This is a genomic window from Curtobacterium citreum, assembly GCF_006715175.1.
Taxonomy (GTDB): Bacteria; Actinomycetota; Actinomycetes; order Actinomycetales; family Microbacteriaceae; genus Curtobacterium; species Curtobacterium citreum.
Window position 1 is genome coordinate 903,854 of record NZ_VFMQ01000001.1, and the last position, 14,756, is coordinate 918,609.

Sequence of the window (14,756 nt, forward strand, 5' to 3'; positions counted from 1 at the left end):
TGGGAGGATCGTCCGGTGCACCAGGAGTCCCGACCCGTCGCCGTCGTCATCGCGGCCATGAGCGAGGAGCTCGCCGCCGTCGCCGACCTGTTCGGCGGTGTGGTCCTGCAGGACGGCCCCGTCGGCGGACACGACGAGCACCACCTGCTCGACGTCGGCGGCCGGACGGTCGCCCTCCGCCGCAGCGGCATCGGCTTCACGAACGCCACCGCCGCCGTCGCCCACTGCTTCCACGACTTCGGCGCCGTCCCCGTGATCAGCGTCGGCACCGCCGGTGGGCTGATGCGCGGGATCGCCATCGGCGACGTCGTCGTCGGCGACCACTACGTCAACGTGAACGCGGACGCGACCGCCTTCGGGTACGCGCTCGGCCAGGTGCCGGGCATGCCGCCGGGCTACGCGCCGGACGCACGGATGGCCGACGTCGCCGCTGCCGCCGAGACACCGTACCGGGTGCGATCGGCCACGATCGGCTCGAGCGAGGTCTTCGTGACCGAGGGACGGGCGCGCGTCCTGCGCGAGGCGTTCCCCCAGGTCGCGGCCGTCGACATGGAGTCCGCGGCGATCGCCCAGTTCGCCCACGTGCACGACATGCCGTTCGTGTCGATCCGCGGGATCAGCGACCTCTGTGCGCCGGACGGCGACGAGTTCAAGGAGCACCTCGACGACGCGTCCGCGCGTGCGGCGCGCGTCGCGCACGACGTCGTCACCGACCTGACCGTCTGACGGGCCGACGTCCGCGCCGGGCCCCGTGCCTCCTGGCCGGTGGGGGATGCCGCGTCAGCGGCGGCGCCTGCTCGCGATCAGTCCGCCGAAGACCAGCACCACCGCGATGACGAAGACGATCAGCTGGGCCGGTTCGAAGCCGTCGAGGTTCATGGTGTGCTCCTCCCGCGCGTGTCCGCGCTCTGTTCGTCGCCGACGGTAGGACGCCGTTCCTGTACGCGTCGAGGTGTCGGGGTACAGCGAACGGCAGGCCGGTCTCCGCACGGCTGTCCACAGGTGGAGGTCGCCTGCGAACCGGAGGCGCCCGTCGGTGCGATGATGATCCGCGGTCGTCGCCCGGACGACCCTGACGGAAGAGACGCGCGTGACCGAGACCCGCTCACCGTCGCCCACCACGGACACCGTGGCCGACGACGGCCACGTCCCCGGCAAGGGCGTCGTCGCGCTGGCACTGGCGGCGCTCGGCGTCGTCTTCGGCGACATCGGCACCAGCCCGCTCTACGCGCTGCGCACCGTCTTCACGATCGACGGCGGCATCGTCAAGGCGACGCAGGAGGACGTCTACGGCGTCATCTCGATCATGTTCTGGAGCGTCACGGTCGTCGTGTCGATCAAGTACGTGCTCGTGCTCATGCGGGCCGACAACAACGGCGAGGGCGGGGTGATGGCGCTCGCCGCCCTCGCACGGCGGCTGTACGCCGAGCGCCGCGGCGGGGCGACGATCTTCCTGGTGATCGGGATCATCGGCGTCTCGCTGTTCTACGGCGACTCGGTGATCACACCGGCGGTCTCGGTGCTCTCCGCGGTCGAGGGCCTGTCCACCGCGGCGCCGTCGGTCGAGCACCTGATCGTCCCGATCGCCGCGGTGATCCTCGTGCTGCTGTTCGCCGTCCAGCGGTTCGGCACGGGCAAGGTCGGCAACCTGTTCGGTCCCGTGATGCTCCTGTGGTTCGCGGTGATCGCGGTGGCCGGCGTGCCGCACATCATCGCGCACCCGGGCGTCCTGCAGGGGCTCTCGCCGACCTGGGCGGTCACGTTCCTCGTCGCGCACCCGTACATCACGTTCGTGGCGATGGGGGCGGTCGTCCTCGTCATCACCGGGGCCGAGGCGCTGTACGCCGACATGGGGCACTTCGGTCGCCCGGCGATCCTGCGCGCGTGGTTCTTCGTGGTGTTCCCGGCGCTCGTGCTCAACTACCTCGGCCAGGCGTCGCTGGTGCTCGAGGACCCCTCGGCGGCGAAGGACCCGTTCTTCCTGCTGTTCCCCGACGGTCTGCGGCTCCCCGTCGTGGTGCTCGCCACCGCGGCCACGGTGATCGCGAGCCAGGCGGTCATCAGCGGGGCGTTCTCGCTGACACGGCAGGCCGTGCAGCTCGGGCTGCTGCCGCCGCTGACGATCCGGCAGACCTCGCGTGAAGAAGGCGGCCAGATCTACCTGCCCGCCGTGAACCTGCTGCTGTTCATCGGCGTGATGGCGATCATGCTGGCGTTCCGGTCGTCCGCGAGCCTCGCGACCGCGTACGGGGTGTCCGTGACCGGCGCGCTCGTCGTCGACACCCTGCTGCTCCTCCTCGTCGTGAAGCCGCTCTGGCAGTGGAAGACGTGGAAGCTCGTGCTCGCCGCGGTCGTCTTCGGTGGGCTCGAGCTGACCTTCCTCGCCGGCAACCTGTCGAAGATCCTGCACGGCGGGTGGGTCCCGCTCCTGATCGCGCTGGCCGTCATCACGCTCATGACGACGTGGCGCCGGGGTCGGCAGCTCGTGCAGGACGAACGCAAGGAGCGCGAGGGGTCCCTCGCCGAGTTCATCGAGCGCGTCAACACGAAGCACATCCCGCGGGTCGAGGGGATCGCGATCTTCCCGCACCCGAACAAGGAGACCACCCCGCTCGCGCTCCGGGCGAACGTCGAGCACAACCACGTGATGCACCGGACCGTGCTCATCGTGTCCGTGCTCACCGCCAACGTGCCGCACGTCCCGCACGCCAAGGCGTTCTTCCGCGACGACCTGGGATACGAGGACGACGGGATCGACCACATCACCGTGAAGTTCGGGTTCTCCGACGACCAGGACCTGCCCCGTGCCCTGCACGCCGCGTGCCTGGCCGAGGTGCTCGACATCGACCCGGACGAGATGCAGCACGCGTCGTACTTCATCTCCCGCGGCGCGCTCCGGCCGCAGCCGGGCAACCGGGGCATGGCGCGGTGGCGGAAGAAGCTGTTCGTGGGGCTCGCGCACAACGCCGCCGATCCCGCCGCGCGGTTCGGGCTGCCGGCGCAGCGCACCGTGACGATGGGCAGCGACGTCGAGATCTGACCGCGGCCGTGGGCTGCGTGCCGCGGTGCTGCTCGTTGCTCCGATGCTGAGCACCGTCCAGCCGGACGGCGTAGCGTCCGAGCAGTCGTTCCGCCATCCGGGCTCCTGCGGCACCGAGCGGAAGCCGCCCCCGATGGCACACGTGCACCCCCTCACCTGGCGACAGGACTCCGCGACGACGTGGTGTGCGCTCGAGGGGGACACCGTGCTCGGGACGATCGTGCTCGAACGGCAGTACGAGCTCGCGTCGGTGGACGGGGCCGTCCGGGGATCGCACAGTGCGCTCGGGAGTGCGCAGGCGCAGCTCGAGGCGTGGTACCAGTGGTCGACGTCGTCGCCGGGGGACGGCGGACGCTGACGCGCGCGCGTGCGATGTGCGATGCGCGGTGCGCGTGCGGCGCGCGGCGCGCGCGAGTCCATGTGCTCAGCGACACTTCACGCGCACTCGCGGCCGTGAGGTGTCGCTGAGCGCGTGAGGTCGCCGCCGCCGTCAGTGCGAGCGGCGCCGCAGCCGACCGACGCCGAGCACGATGCCCACGACGACCATGCCGAGCACGAGCCCGAGGACGGCGGACACGGCCGTGTCGACGATCCAGGTGACGACCGGTCCGGCAGCCTCCACCGCGTGTTCGACCACGTGCAGCAGGTCGTAGGGTCCGGACCAGAACGTCTCGGCGAGGTTCGCGATCACCAGGTGCCCGCCGACCCAGAGCATCGCCACGGTCCCGACGATGCTGATCACGCGGAACACCGTCGGCATCGCGGCGACGACCCGGGCGCCCACACGTCGGGTGCGGCGCGACTCCTGCTTCATCATCTGCAGGCCGATGTCGTCGACCTTGACCAGGAGCGCCACCGCGCCGTAGACGAGCGCGGTCATGCCGGCGCCGATGAGCGCGAGGGCCCCGACGGTCGGCCAGAACCCGAGGCTCGTGTCCAGGCTCGCGAGCGCGATGAGCATGATCTCGGTGCTCAGGATGAGGTCCGTGCGGATCGCGCCGAACACGAGCTTCGGCTCGGTCGTCGGCTGCTCGTCGCCGTGCGCCGCGTGGTGCACCCCGAACCACTCGGTGACCTTCTCGGCGCCCTCGAAGCACAGGTACGTGCCGCCGATCACCAGGAGCCACGGGAGCACCCACGGCGCGAAGGCCGACAGCAGCAGGGCCAGGGGGATGATGATGACGAACTTGTTGAACAGGCTGCCCAGGGCGATGCGCCCGACCACCGGCAGCTCACGCGCGGGCTCCAGGCCCTGCACGTACTGCGGGGTCACCGCCGCGTCGTCGATCACCACGCCGGCGGTCTTCGCGCTGGCCTTGAGGGCCGCGGAGAGGATGTCGTCCACCACGGCGAGCAACCCGACTGACATGTTCCTCAGACTACTGGGCCGGAACCTGCGAACCCGTGGTGTCAGACCGTCGGCTCGGGCGTGATCGTCCCGGGTCCGAGGGGCAGGACGCCGCTGCGGTAGCGCAGGGTATCCGCGGTGCCCACCGTGGCGTGCGCGGCGCCGAACCGCCAGACCCGGTTGTACAGGTAGACGCCCACCTCGGTGTCGCCGGACTCGGCGACCGCCCACGTGCCGGTGCCCCACTGCGCGGGGTGCCCGACGCCGTCGATCGTCACCGTCGGGCGGGCGCCCCAGGTGCACCAGGGCCGGTCGATGGTGAGCGTGATCCGGCGCCTCGTCGTGCCGGACGGCTGCGGGGCGTCCATGCGTTCAGGCTACGGGGTGCCGCGGTCCTGAACGGCCGCAGGATCGGCGTCCGTATGCTCGCGGCATGGCTGACTTCACCGCTGCACAGGCCGCCGTCGTCCGGATCGAGCGCGCCGAACCCGGTCGCTGGGACCTCTCCGTCATCAGCGACGCGGGGGTCGCGATGGGGCACGGCGTGTACCTGTTCGACGCGGCGCAGGACGACGCCGAGGACGAGCAGGCCGCGGCCCTCGACTTCGTGCGCGAGTACGGCTTCCGGTTCGAGCGGGACGCGGTCGTCGCTGACGGTCCGGACGCCTTCTGGGCCCCGCTGCTGCCCGCCGACGCCGCCTAGGAGCCGGCCAGGGCCGGGCCGGTCGCCGCTGCGGACGCCTCGAAACCGATCAGCCACGTGACCCCGAAGGCGTCCCGGACGACGCCGTCCCAGTCGCCCCACGGTCGTTGCTGCAGCGGGTCGACCACGGTGCCGTCGGTGGCCAGGTCCCCGAACCACCGCCGCAGGACGTCGGGTTCCGCCGCGCCGAGCAGGGAGAAGAGCAGGCCCGACGCCGCGAAGGACTCGTCGTCGGGGCCGGCGTCCGCCGCGAACAGCCGGAGACCACCGACGAGCCCGCCGTGCGCCACGGCGTCGGCCGGACCGTCGTCGCGGGAGAAGTCGGCGTAGGTGGCGATCCGGAGCTCGCCGCCGAAGACCCGCTGCCACCGGGTGAGCGCTGCCCGTGCCGTCCCGGGGAGCAGGAAGTACGGTGCCGGTCCGCTGACGTTCATGCGCCGACGCTACGCCCGGTCGTCGGGGACCGCGAGCCTCAGCCGAGCATCAGCCGAGCATCGAGAGGGCGCGGTCGACGGCGTCCTCGGGGCGTCCGTCGCCGTCGACCGCCCACCACGTGAGTGCGGCGCTCGCGGCCGCTACCAGGACGTTCGCCCGCACGACCACCTCGAGGTCGGTGTGCGATCGCCCGTCCCGCTCCGCGACGAACCGGACGACGGTCCTCGTCAGGGCGGCGATCGTCTCCGCGCCGACCAGGCCGAGCGACGGCTCCGCGCGGATCACCCGGAGTCGGTGCCGTGTCGTCTCGACGACGTCGTCCGGGAAGGTCGCGCCGATCCGGTACGCGGCCCGCAGGGCCTCCGCGGACGTCTCGTTCGTCGGGCGTTCCCGCAGCGCGGCGGTGAAGCGGTCGGCGAACTCGTCGAGGCCGCCCCAGACCAGCGCGGCCTTGCTCGGGAACAGGCGGAACAACGAACGACGGCTGACCCCGGCGGCCACCGCGACCTCGTCCATCGAGACGGCGTCGAAGCCCAGGTCGTCGAACATCCGGAGCGCGACGAGCGACACCGCATCCGGATCGATCGTGCGCGGGCGTCCGACGGTTCCCATGGCATCCTTTCGGCACTGAGTGCTACAACTGGGTGGTGGACACCGCGCACCTGCGCAGCTCGCGCACCGCGCACCTCGACGAGGAGACGACATGAGCGACACCACCGCCGGACGGTTCGCCGGCAAGACCATCATCGTCACGGGAGCGGGGTCCGGCATCGGACGCGCCACGGCGACGCGCATCGCGAACGAGGGCGGACGCGTCGTCGCGACCGACGTCGTGTCCGAGCGACTGGACGCGCTCCGGGACGACCTCCCGGGGCTCGCCGTCGAGACCGTCGTCGGCGACGTCACCGATCCGGCGACGATCGACGCCCTGCTCACCGCCGCGGGCCAGCGCATCGACGGGCTCGCGAACGTCGCCGGGATCATGGACGCGTTCCTGCCGCCGGACGAGGTCGACGACGCCACCTGGGACCGCGTGTTCAGTGTCAACGTCACCGGTCCGATGCGGCTGACCCGGGCCGTCCTGCCGGCGATGATCGGCGCCGGTCGCGGTGCGGTCGTGAACGTCGCGTCCGAGGCGGCGCTCCGGGCCTCCGCTGCCGGGGCCGCCTACACGGCATCCAAGCATGCGATCGCCGGCTTCACGAAGAGCGTGGCGTTCTTCCACGGTCCGCAGGGCATCCGCGCGAACGCGGTCGCCCCCGGGGCGGTCGCGACGAACATCGAGGCGCCGATGCGGAGCGAGTACGCGGCCGGTCGGGTCGGACCGATCATGCAGGTGGCCATCCCGCCCGTCGCGCAGCCCGAGCAGCTCGCGGCGGCCATCACCTGGCTGCTGAGCGACGACTCAGCGAACGTCAACGGCGTCGTGCTGCCGTCTGACGGTGGGTGGTCGGTCGTCTGACCCGGTGCGCCGAGCGGGGACCCCCGGTGTCGACGACGACGACGTTGGCGTCGCCGACACGGGTTCCCGCCGACCGGGGTCGGCGGGACCGAGCATAGGGCGGTCCCGCCCGCACCGACGGCTGCGTTACGGCAACCCGCACGCTGCTCGCGTAGCCCCGCCGAGACGCCCGCCTGCCTCGAGACGCCCCGGTCCCGTCGAGACGCCCCGGTCCCGTCGAGACGCCCCGGTCCCGTCGAGACGCCCCGGCCCCGTCGAGACGGCCCCGGGGACGAAGGCGTCTCGGCCACACGGGGGCGTCTCGCCGAGCCAGCGGCACCGGCCGAGCCAGCGGCAGCGGCCGAGCCAGCGGGACCGGGACCGGGTCCGATCGCGCCCTACGCCGAAGCCAGCGCGCCCATCTCCGCCACGACGACCCGGAGCCGCGCGTCGAGCTCATCACTGTCGCCCACGGTGTCCCGGTGTGCGACCTCGGACAGCGCGGACATCACCAGCCCGACCGCAGTCCGCGCGGTCTGCTCGTCGGTCCGGACACCGACGGTGGCGAGGAGCGACTGCCGCGACTCGGCCATCCACCGCATCACCATCGAGGCCATCTCGGGCCGGAGCACGAGCAGCTCCTTCATGCGCCGACGGTCGGGCGACAGCGGGACGGTCGAGGCGATGAGCGTGCAGAGGTCGTCGACCAGCCGCCCGTCGGCCTCGGCGAAGCGCGAGGCAGCCCACGCGGGGACCTCCACGGTGTCGAGACCGAGCGCGGCGTGCGCCTTCGACGTGAAGTAGTTGAAGAAGGTCCGCGGGGAGACGTCGGCGTCGGCGCAGATCTGCTCGATGGTGACGCCGTCGAGACCGTGCTCGGACACGAGCGTGAGCGCGGCGTCGTGGAGCGCCTGCCGGGTCTGCTGCTTCTTCCGCTCGCGCAACGTGCACGGCGTGGTGGCCGGGTCCGGTGCTGCTGTGGTGGTCACGTGCACTCCTGGGTGGAGGGTGGGTGGGGCGGGAGCGGCCGGTCCCGGTGCGCGGTGCACCCGGACCGGCCGCGTGGTCACCGACGCTGGGTCGGCGTGGAGCCGGTCATCGGCCCGGTGAAGGAACCGGCCTCGGCGGCGGCGAGACCGGCCTGCACCTCCAGCTCGTCAGCGCCGTCGCCGGCACCGTTCGCCTGGTCGTGCTGCTCCTGCAGCGCCGAACGCTGGCGGAGCGGCGGCACCCGGAAGAACCAGGTGAGGACGAACGCGAGCAGGATCACCCCGAGTCCGACCCAGTAGATCGTCACGGACGAGGCGTTGAACCCCGCCATGAACGGCCGGGTCAGCCGGCTGTCGGCACCGGTCAGGAACGAGGTGTCGTTCGTGCTCGTGGCGTTCGATTCGGTGCCGCTGCCGTCCTGGATCTCCTCCGCCAGCTTCGGCGTCAGCTCGTCGACCCAGTACGACCGCTGCGAGGCGTCCGACCAGTCGACGGTCACCGTGCCGTCCTGCACGCTCGCGTGGGCCTTCGTCGCCACGGCGTCGAGCGCGGCGGCCTCGGCAGCGGGCGTGGCGTCGGCGACCTGCTGGTCGATGACGGTCTGGGCGGCGGCCTCGGGCAGTGCCCCGGCGTCGACCTGGGCCTGGACGGCGGCGCTGACCTTCGACACGACCTGCGCGTCGGCGGCCTGCTTCGCCTGCGCGGTCGCGTCGTCGAGCTGTGACTGCACGGTCTTCGTGAGCGGCGCGGTGATCGGGGCCCAGATCTTGTCGATCGCGCCCTGGTTCTCGGCCTTGCCCGCCACGGTCGGGTCGAGTGCGGCGGAGAGCGCCGGCTGCAGGTCGGCCTGGTTCGCGGTCGCGGTGAGGATGTTCGACGGCATGACCGAGAACAGGATCGACAGGAGCACGGCGGTGCCGAGCGTGCCGCCGATCTGCCGGAAGAAGGTCGCCGACGAGGTCGCGACGCCCATGTCCCGGGCCTCGACCGAGCCCTGGGACGCCAGGGTCAGCGACTGCATGACCGAGCCGAGCCCGAGGCCGATGAGGAACATGCCGATCATCAGGAACCAGAGCGGCTTGTCGATCGTCATGAAGGTCAGGACGACGTAGCCGGCGGAGACCAGGAACGTGCCGATGACCGGGAAGATCCGGTAGCGACCGACGCGGGCGACGATCTGGCCGGAGGTGATCGACGCGATCATGAGCCCGCCGACCAGGGGCAGCGTCGCGAAGCCGGACTCGGTCGGGGTGAGGCCGACGACGATCTGCAGGTAGAGCGGGATGGTCAGCATGGCACCGAACATCGCGAAGCCGACCAGGAACCCGATGACCGTGGCCATCGAGAAGGTGCCGGACCGGAAGAGCTTGAGCGGGATGATCGCCGCGTCGCCCATCTTCGCCTCGACGAGCAGCAGCGCGACGAGACCGAGCGCGCCGATGACGTAGCTCGCGATCGCGGCGGGGGAGCCCCAGCCCCAGGTGCGGCCCTGCTCGGCGACGAGCAGCAGCGGCACGAGCGTGACGATCACCGCCGTGGCGCCCCACCAGTCGACCTTCGGCTTGTCGCCCTTGCCGTGCACCTTCGGCAGGTGCAGGAAGACGATCACCATGATGAGCGCGGCGACACCGATCGGGACGTTGATGAGGAGCACCCAGCGCCAGCCGGTGATCCACAGGATCTCGGAGGAGCCGGCGAGCAGGCCGCCGATGAGCGGGCCGATGACCGACGAGATGCCGAACACGGCCAGGAAGTAGCCCTGGTACTTGGCGCGCTCGCGCGGGGCGAGGATGTCGCCCATGATCGCGAGCGGCAGCGACATCAGGGCGCCGGCGCCGATGCCCTGCACCGCGCGGAACGCGGCGAGCATGAGCATCGAGGTGGACATCGACGAGAGCACGGCGCCGAGGATGAACACCACGATGCCGAAGATGTAGAGGGGTCGGCGGCCGAAGATGTCGGAGAGCTTGCCGTAGATCGGCGTCGCGATGGTCGACGTGATCAGGTACGCGGTCGTGACCCACGCCTGCTGGTCGAGCCCGTGCAGGTCGTCGCCGATGGTGCGGATGGCCGTGCCGAACACCGTCTGGCCGAGGGACGACAGGAACATGCCCGCCATCAGGCCGTAGATCACGAGGAGGATCTGGCGGTGCGTCATGAGCGGCTGCTGGCCGGGCGTGCCGGGCGCGGGCGCGGCGGTCGCCGCGGGCGCCTCGGCCGCGTGGCGGCCGTGCTGCACCGGGACGGGTGCGGTGGCGGTCATCGAACTCCTTTTTCTGGCTGTGTAACTTTGCAGACCGCGCAACGATACATCCATTGCTTCCAGCAAGCAACTAATTTGGGCGCCGGTACCCTGGCCGCGTGACCGAGGACCGCGCCGCCGCCGAGCGGCTCCTGCACGCGCAGCTCGACCGGCTCTGGGTCCGCCAGGCGCTCCGCTCGTCGCTCATCGAGTCGCGCGGCGGGCTCGACCCGACGGCGCGCGTGATCCTGCGGGCTGTCGACCACTTCGGTGCCGTCCGTTCGATGGCGATCGCCGACGCGACCGGGCTGTCCCGGCCGGTCGTCAGCCGTCGGGTCGCGTCGCTGGTCGAGGCCGGGTACCTCGACACCTCGCCCGACCCCGCGGACGGACGCGCGAGCCTGGTCGCGGTCGCCGACGCCGGTCGCCGGCTGCTCGACCGGCTCGACGTCGCCGGCGCCGAGGCCGTCGACGAGCTCACGCAGGCCTTCGCGACCGACGAGCTGCGCACGCTGGCCGGACTGCTGGCCCGCCTCAACGACCGTGCGGACACCGTCCTCGGCATCGGCGCGCCGGACCGCGACGACGCGGCCTGACCACGCGGCCCGCGTCGCGGACGAGACCGGGGACGGACCGGAGGCTCGTGGCGGGGCCCGCCACGAGCCTCCAGTCCGGTGCTCCGTCACCACGCGCGGTCGCCGCGCAGGTCGCAGCCGGGGTACCGTTTCCGCATGAGCACGGACACCGCCACCACCACCGAGACCACCGACGAGGGGCCCGTGGTGACCTTCGCCGACCTCGGCCTGAGCGACCCGGTGCTCAAGGCCGTCAAGGAGATCGGCTACGAGACCCCCTCCGCGATCCAGGAGGCGACCATCCCGACGCTGCTCGAGGGGCGCGACGTCGTCGGCCTCGCGCAGACCGGGACCGGCAAGACGGCGGCGTTCGCGCTGCCGATCCTGTCCCGCATGGAGTCGGGCGCGAAGGTGCCGCAGGCCCTGGTGCTGTCGCCCACCCGCGAGCTCGCGCTCCAGGTCTGCGAGGCGTTCGAGCAGTTCGCCTCCCACATGAAGCACGTGCACGTGCTGCCGGTCTACGGCGGCCAGGCGTACGGCGTGCAGCTGTCCGCCCTGCGCCGCGGCGTCGACGTCGTCGTCGGCACGCCCGGTCGCATCATGGACCACATCGCGAAGGGCACGCTCGACCTGTCCGAGCTGAAGTACCTCGTGCTCGACGAGGCCGACGAGATGCTCAAGATGGGCTTCGCCGAGGACGTCGAGACGATCCTCGCCGAGACCCCGGACGACAAGCAGGTCGCGCTGTTCTCGGCGACCATGCCCGCGCAGATCCGCCGCATCTCGCAGCAGTACCTGACGGACCCGGCCGAGATCACCGTCAAGACGAAGACCAAGACCGCGGCGAACATCACGCAGCGGTACCTGATGGTGTCGTACCCGCAGAAGGTCGACGCGCTCACCCGCATCCTCGAGGTCGAGGACTTCGAGGGCATGATCATCTTCGTCCGCACCAAGAGCGAGACCGAGACCCTCGCCGAGAAGCTCCGCGCCCGCGGGTACGCCGCCGCCGCGATCAGCGGTGACGTCGCCCAGGCGCAGCGCGAGCGGACGGTCAACCAGCTGAAGTCCGGCAAGCTCGACATCCTCGTCGCGACCGACGTCGCCGCCCGCGGTCTCGACGTCGACCGCATCACGCACGTCGTGAACTTCGACATCCCCGTCGACATCGAGTCCTACGTGCACCGCATCGGCCGCACCGGTCGCGCCGGACGCAAGGGCGACTCGATCAGCTTCGTCACGCCGCGCGAGCGCCGCCTGCTCTCGGCGATCGAACGCCACACCAAGCAACCGCTCACGCAGATGCAGCTCCCGACGATCGACGACGTCAACGAGACCCGCCTGACCCGCTTCGACGACGCGATCACCGCGGCGCTCGAGCAGCAGGACCGGATCACGGCGTTCCGCGACGTCATCGCCCACTACGTGCGGAACCACGACGTGCCGGCCGACGACGTCGCCGCCGCGCTCGCGGTGGTCGCGCAGGGGGAGTCGCCGCTGCTGCTCGACCCCGCCGACGACCAGCTGCGGAACCAGGTCGACCGCGACGGTGCCCGCGCCGCCCGGCCCGACCGGGACCGCGAGGACCGTGGTCCGCGTCGCTCGCAGCCGATGACCGCCTACCGCATCGAGGTCGGGCGTCGCCACCGCGTCGAGCCCCGGCAGATCGTCGGCGCGCTCGCGAACGAGGGCGGCCTGCGCCGTGACGACTTCGGCGCGATCCAGATCCGGCCGGACTTCTCCATCGTGGAGCTGCCGCGGGACATGGACGCCGGCGTGCTCGACCGGCTGTCGGACACCCGGATCAGCGGGAAGCTCATCGAGATCAAGCCGGACCGCCGGGGTGGTGGCGTGCGGCGTGACCGGGACCGGGACGACCGTGGGCCGCGTGGCGGGGGCCGGGATCGCGACCGCGACCGCGACGACCGCGGGTTCCGTGGTGGCGACCGGGAGCGCGCGCCGCGCAAGCCCCGGTACTGAGACGCGAGGTCGCCGGCTCGGCGCCGTTGCCGAGACGCCCTGCCGTTGCCGAGACGCCCCCGGATCCGGGGCGTCTCGCTCGTTCGGGGGCGTCTCGGTGCGTTCGGGGGCGTCTCGGTGCGTTCGGGGGCGCCGTTCGCTACGCCGTCACGAGTCCCGACAGGGTCCGGCGGCACACCTCGTCCCACGGCGTCGGCTCGATGCCGAAGTGCGCCCGCGCCTGCCGGTCGTCGAGCACGTACGGCGCGGTCCACTGGTACCCGAGCTGTGCGAGCTCGCGCATCAGGGGCGTGACCAGGCCGATGGCCCGGACCAGTCCCATCGGCAGCCCGCGCACGCGGACCGGCGGACGACCAGCGGCGTGGAGCACGTCGGTGAGCGCCTGCTCCTGGGTCCGGGGTGGGTTCGACGGGACGTTCCAGGTGCGCCCGTGCGACGAGGGGTCGCCGACCGCCGCGACGAGCGTCCGCGCGACGTCCTGCACGTCCGTGTAGGTGTGCGGCCGGTCGGTCCGGCCGATCACCGTCACGGCCTTCCCCTGCAGGGCGGCGGGCAACACCCGCGTCACGTGCCCGTTCTGGCCGATGCCGGGCCCGACGTAGTCCGAACCGCGGACCTCGACGGCCCGCAGGCGTCCGGCCTCGTGCGCGGCCCGGGCGTCCGCCCACATCCGTGCCCGCAGCACGCCCTTGTGGTCCGTCGCCGCGTCGGGCAGGTCCTCACGCATCGGTCCGTCGACGGGTCCGTACGGGTACAGGTTGCCGGTGATGCCGTACACGGCCCCGGTGCGCTCGGCGGTGGTCAGCAGGGCGTCCGCGAGCGGCGGCCACACCCGCTCCCACTGTGTGTAGTCGCCGGGGTTGGCGCAGTTGTAGAGCGCAGCGGCGCCCTCGGTGACGCGGGTCAGTGCACGGGCGTCGGACGCGTCGAGCGCCTCGTGCCGGACTCCGGGCAGGCCGGTGGCGCGGCCGGACCGCGTGACGACGACCACCTCCTCCCCGCGGTCGGCGAGGTGGGCGGCGACGTGCCGCCCGACGGGACCGGCGCCGACGACGACGTGGTGACGGGACATGGTGGCCTCCTGGATCGATTCGGAGAGCGGTGCTCTCGAAAGCAGTGTGGCGCGCATCGGCTCCGTTAGCAAGAGCAGTGCTCTTGTTTGTGTGCACTGCTCTCGCATGGCATCCTGACGAGATGTCCGACAAGGCCCCGACCGCCCGCGCCCTGGCGCGCGAGACCGTCCGCGCGCGGATCCTCGCTGCAGCTCGGGCGCGCCTGACCGAGGAGGGTCCCGCGCAGCTCAGCCTGCGTGCCGTCGCGCGGGACGTCGGACTCGTGTCCTCCGCCGTCTACCGGTACTTCCCGAGCCGGGACGACCTGCTCACGGCGCTGCTCGTCGCGGACTACGACGAGCTCGGCGCCGCTGTCGAGTCCGCCGAGGCGCCGGTCGACCGGGCCGACCACCTCGGCCGCTGGACGGCGGCGTGCCGGGCGATCCGCACGTGGGCGACCTCCCACCCCGGCGACTTCGCACTGCTCTACGGCTCACCCGTGCCCGGCTACGTCGCACCGCAGGACACGATCGAGCCGGCCTCGCGGGCGACGCACGTGCTCGTCCGGATCGTCACCGAGGTCTGGGACGACCCGGACGAGGGTCCGTCGCGGACCGGGACCGGCCCCGCGGTGGGTGACCCGGCGCGGACGGCCACCGCGATCGCCGACGCCGTCGCCTACACGCGACAGCGGGGCTTCCACACCGACCCGCACCCCGAAGCCGTGCTCCGCCTGCTCATGGCGTGGACCACGGTGTTCGGGGTCCTGTCCTTCGAGCTGTTCGGTCACGCCGTCGGATCGGTGTCCGATCCTGATGCCTACTTCGACGAGGTCGTCGTCCACCTCGCGTACGACCTGGGGCTCGCGGGCCGCTGAGCGTGGTCGGGCGGCGCTTCATCGGGGCGTCGGGCTGACAGGTCCTCGTGTCCTGCGGTAGACAGGCTGGTAC

At 72.0% G+C, this 14,756-nt stretch carries 15 protein-coding genes; 8 read left to right on the forward strand and 7 right to left on the reverse strand.

The window, feature by feature from the left end; genetic code table 11:
* Positions 1-15: 15 nt before the first annotated feature.
* The 3 genes from mtnN to FB462_RS04455 all read left to right on the forward strand — a co-directional run bounded on the left by mtnN (position 16) and on the right by FB462_RS04455 (position 3,398).
* Positions 16-726: a 5'-methylthioadenosine/S-adenosylhomocysteine nucleosidase gene (gene mtnN / locus FB462_RS04445; protein ID WP_114848842.1), complete on the forward strand. Its 711-nt coding sequence runs from the start codon at positions 16-18 to the stop codon at positions 724-726.
* Positions 727-1,090: 364 nt separating this feature from the next.
* On the forward strand, positions 1,091-3,040 hold the full coding sequence (locus FB462_RS04450; RefSeq protein ID WP_114848843.1) for a potassium transporter Kup: 1,950 nt from the start codon (positions 1,091-1,093) through the stop codon (positions 3,038-3,040).
* A gap of 133 nt (positions 3,041-3,173) precedes the next feature.
* Positions 3,174-3,398 (forward strand): hypothetical protein, encoded by a 225-nt coding sequence (locus FB462_RS04455; protein WP_141860408.1) that lies wholly within the window; start codon positions 3,174-3,176, stop codon positions 3,396-3,398.
* A 132-nt stretch (positions 3,399-3,530) separates the two neighbouring features.
* Here the strand turns inward: FB462_RS04455 and FB462_RS04460 are convergent, their stop codons facing one another.
* Both FB462_RS04460 and FB462_RS04465 read right to left on the reverse strand, forming a co-directional pair.
* Positions 3,531-4,409 carry a DUF808 domain-containing protein gene (locus tag FB462_RS04460; RefSeq protein ID WP_141860410.1) on the reverse strand — a complete coding sequence of 293 codons (879 nt, stop codon included), beginning with the start codon at positions 4,407-4,409 and terminating at the stop codon, positions 3,531-3,533.
* Positions 4,410-4,450: 41 nt separating this feature from the next.
* Complete coding sequence (locus tag FB462_RS04465) at positions 4,451-4,756, reverse strand: hypothetical protein (RefSeq protein WP_114848846.1); 306 nt, start codon at positions 4,754-4,756, stop codon at positions 4,451-4,453.
* Between the two features lie 65 nt (positions 4,757-4,821).
* Between FB462_RS04465 and FB462_RS04470 the strand changes: the two genes are divergently transcribed.
* Positions 4,822-5,091 (forward strand): hypothetical protein, encoded by a 270-nt coding sequence (locus FB462_RS04470; RefSeq protein ID WP_114848847.1) that lies wholly within the window; start codon positions 4,822-4,824, stop codon positions 5,089-5,091.
* On the opposite strand, the gene FB462_RS04475 is transcribed toward FB462_RS04470, so the two are convergent.
* Both FB462_RS04475 and FB462_RS04480 read right to left on the reverse strand, forming a co-directional pair.
* Positions 5,088-5,525, reverse strand: a complete 438-nt coding sequence (locus FB462_RS04475) for a VOC family protein (protein ID WP_114848848.1) — start codon at positions 5,523-5,525, stop codon at positions 5,088-5,090. The genes FB462_RS04470 and FB462_RS04475 overlap by 4 nt on opposite strands.
* 49 nt (positions 5,526-5,574) lie before the next feature.
* Positions 5,575-6,138 (reverse strand): acyl-CoA-like ligand-binding transcription factor, encoded by a 564-nt coding sequence (locus FB462_RS04480; protein ID WP_141860412.1) that lies wholly within the window; start codon positions 6,136-6,138, stop codon positions 5,575-5,577.
* 91 nt (positions 6,139-6,229) lie between these two features.
* Between FB462_RS04480 and FB462_RS04485 the strand changes: the two genes are divergently transcribed.
* On the forward strand, positions 6,230-6,988 hold the full coding sequence (locus FB462_RS04485; RefSeq protein ID WP_114848850.1) for an SDR family NAD(P)-dependent oxidoreductase: 759 nt from the start codon (positions 6,230-6,232) through the stop codon (positions 6,986-6,988).
* A 377-nt stretch (positions 6,989-7,365) separates the two neighbouring features.
* Here the strand turns inward: FB462_RS04485 and FB462_RS04490 are convergent, their stop codons facing one another.
* Both FB462_RS04490 and FB462_RS04495 read right to left on the reverse strand, forming a co-directional pair.
* A complete protein-coding gene (locus FB462_RS04490; RefSeq protein WP_141860414.1) occupies positions 7,366-7,956 on the reverse strand; it encodes a TetR/AcrR family transcriptional regulator in 591 nt (196 codons plus the stop codon).
* 77 nt (positions 7,957-8,033) lie between these two features.
* A complete protein-coding gene (locus tag FB462_RS04495; protein ID WP_141860416.1) occupies positions 8,034-10,220 on the reverse strand; it encodes an MDR family MFS transporter in 2,187 nt (728 codons plus the stop codon).
* Between the two features lie 98 nt (positions 10,221-10,318).
* On the opposite strand from FB462_RS04495, the gene FB462_RS04500 reads away from it, so the two are divergent.
* Both FB462_RS04500 and FB462_RS04505 read left to right on the forward strand, forming a co-directional pair.
* On the forward strand, positions 10,319-10,795 hold the full coding sequence (locus FB462_RS04500; RefSeq protein WP_114848853.1) for a MarR family winged helix-turn-helix transcriptional regulator: 477 nt from the start codon (positions 10,319-10,321) through the stop codon (positions 10,793-10,795).
* Between the two features lie 135 nt (positions 10,796-10,930).
* Positions 10,931-12,754, forward strand: a complete 1,824-nt coding sequence (locus FB462_RS04505; protein ID WP_229666783.1) for a DEAD/DEAH box helicase — start codon at positions 10,931-10,933, stop codon at positions 12,752-12,754.
* 139 nt (positions 12,755-12,893) lie between these two features.
* Here the strand turns inward: FB462_RS04505 and FB462_RS04510 are convergent, their stop codons facing one another.
* Positions 12,894-13,826 (reverse strand): NAD-dependent epimerase/dehydratase family protein, encoded by a 933-nt coding sequence (locus tag FB462_RS04510; RefSeq protein WP_141860418.1) that lies wholly within the window; start codon positions 13,824-13,826, stop codon positions 12,894-12,896.
* Positions 13,827-13,948: 122 nt separating this feature from the next.
* Between FB462_RS04510 and FB462_RS04515 the strand changes: the two genes are divergently transcribed.
* Positions 13,949-14,683 (forward strand): TetR/AcrR family transcriptional regulator, encoded by a 735-nt coding sequence (locus tag FB462_RS04515; RefSeq protein WP_141860420.1) that lies wholly within the window; start codon positions 13,949-13,951, stop codon positions 14,681-14,683.
* Positions 14,684-14,756: the final 73 nt, after the last annotated feature.

Excerpts from the sequence above, each read along its gene's own strand:
- FB462_RS04455 (WP_141860408.1), top strand. The coding sequence starts at position 3,174 with ATGGCACACGTGCACCCCCTCACCTGGCGACAGGACTCCGCGACGACG.
- FB462_RS04460 (WP_141860410.1), bottom strand. The coding sequence starts at position 4,409 with ATGTCAGTCGGGTTGCTCGCCGTGGTGGACGACATCCTCTCCGCGGCC.
- FB462_RS04465 (WP_114848846.1), bottom strand. The coding sequence starts at position 4,756 with ATGGACGCCCCGCAGCCGTCCGGCACGACGAGGCGCCGGATCACGCTC.
- FB462_RS04470 (WP_114848847.1), top strand. The coding sequence starts at position 4,822 with ATGGCTGACTTCACCGCTGCACAGGCCGCCGTCGTCCGGATCGAGCGC.
- FB462_RS04475 (WP_114848848.1), bottom strand. The coding sequence starts at position 5,525 with ATGAACGTCAGCGGACCGGCACCGTACTTCCTGCTCCCCGGGACGGCA.
- FB462_RS04480 (WP_141860412.1), bottom strand. The coding sequence starts at position 6,138 with ATGGGAACCGTCGGACGCCCGCGCACGATCGATCCGGATGCGGTGTCG.
- FB462_RS04485 (WP_114848850.1), top strand. The coding sequence starts at position 6,230 with ATGAGCGACACCACCGCCGGACGGTTCGCCGGCAAGACCATCATCGTC.
- FB462_RS04495 (WP_141860416.1), bottom strand. The coding sequence starts at position 10,220 with ATGACCGCCACCGCACCCGTCCCGGTGCAGCACGGCCGCCACGCGGCC.
- FB462_RS04505 (WP_229666783.1), top strand. The coding sequence starts at position 10,931 with ATGAGCACGGACACCGCCACCACCACCGAGACCACCGACGAGGGGCCC.
- FB462_RS04510 (WP_141860418.1), bottom strand. The coding sequence starts at position 13,826 with ATGTCCCGTCACCACGTCGTCGTCGGCGCCGGTCCCGTCGGGCGGCAC.
- FB462_RS04515 (WP_141860420.1), top strand. The coding sequence starts at position 13,949 with ATGTCCGACAAGGCCCCGACCGCCCGCGCCCTGGCGCGCGAGACCGTC.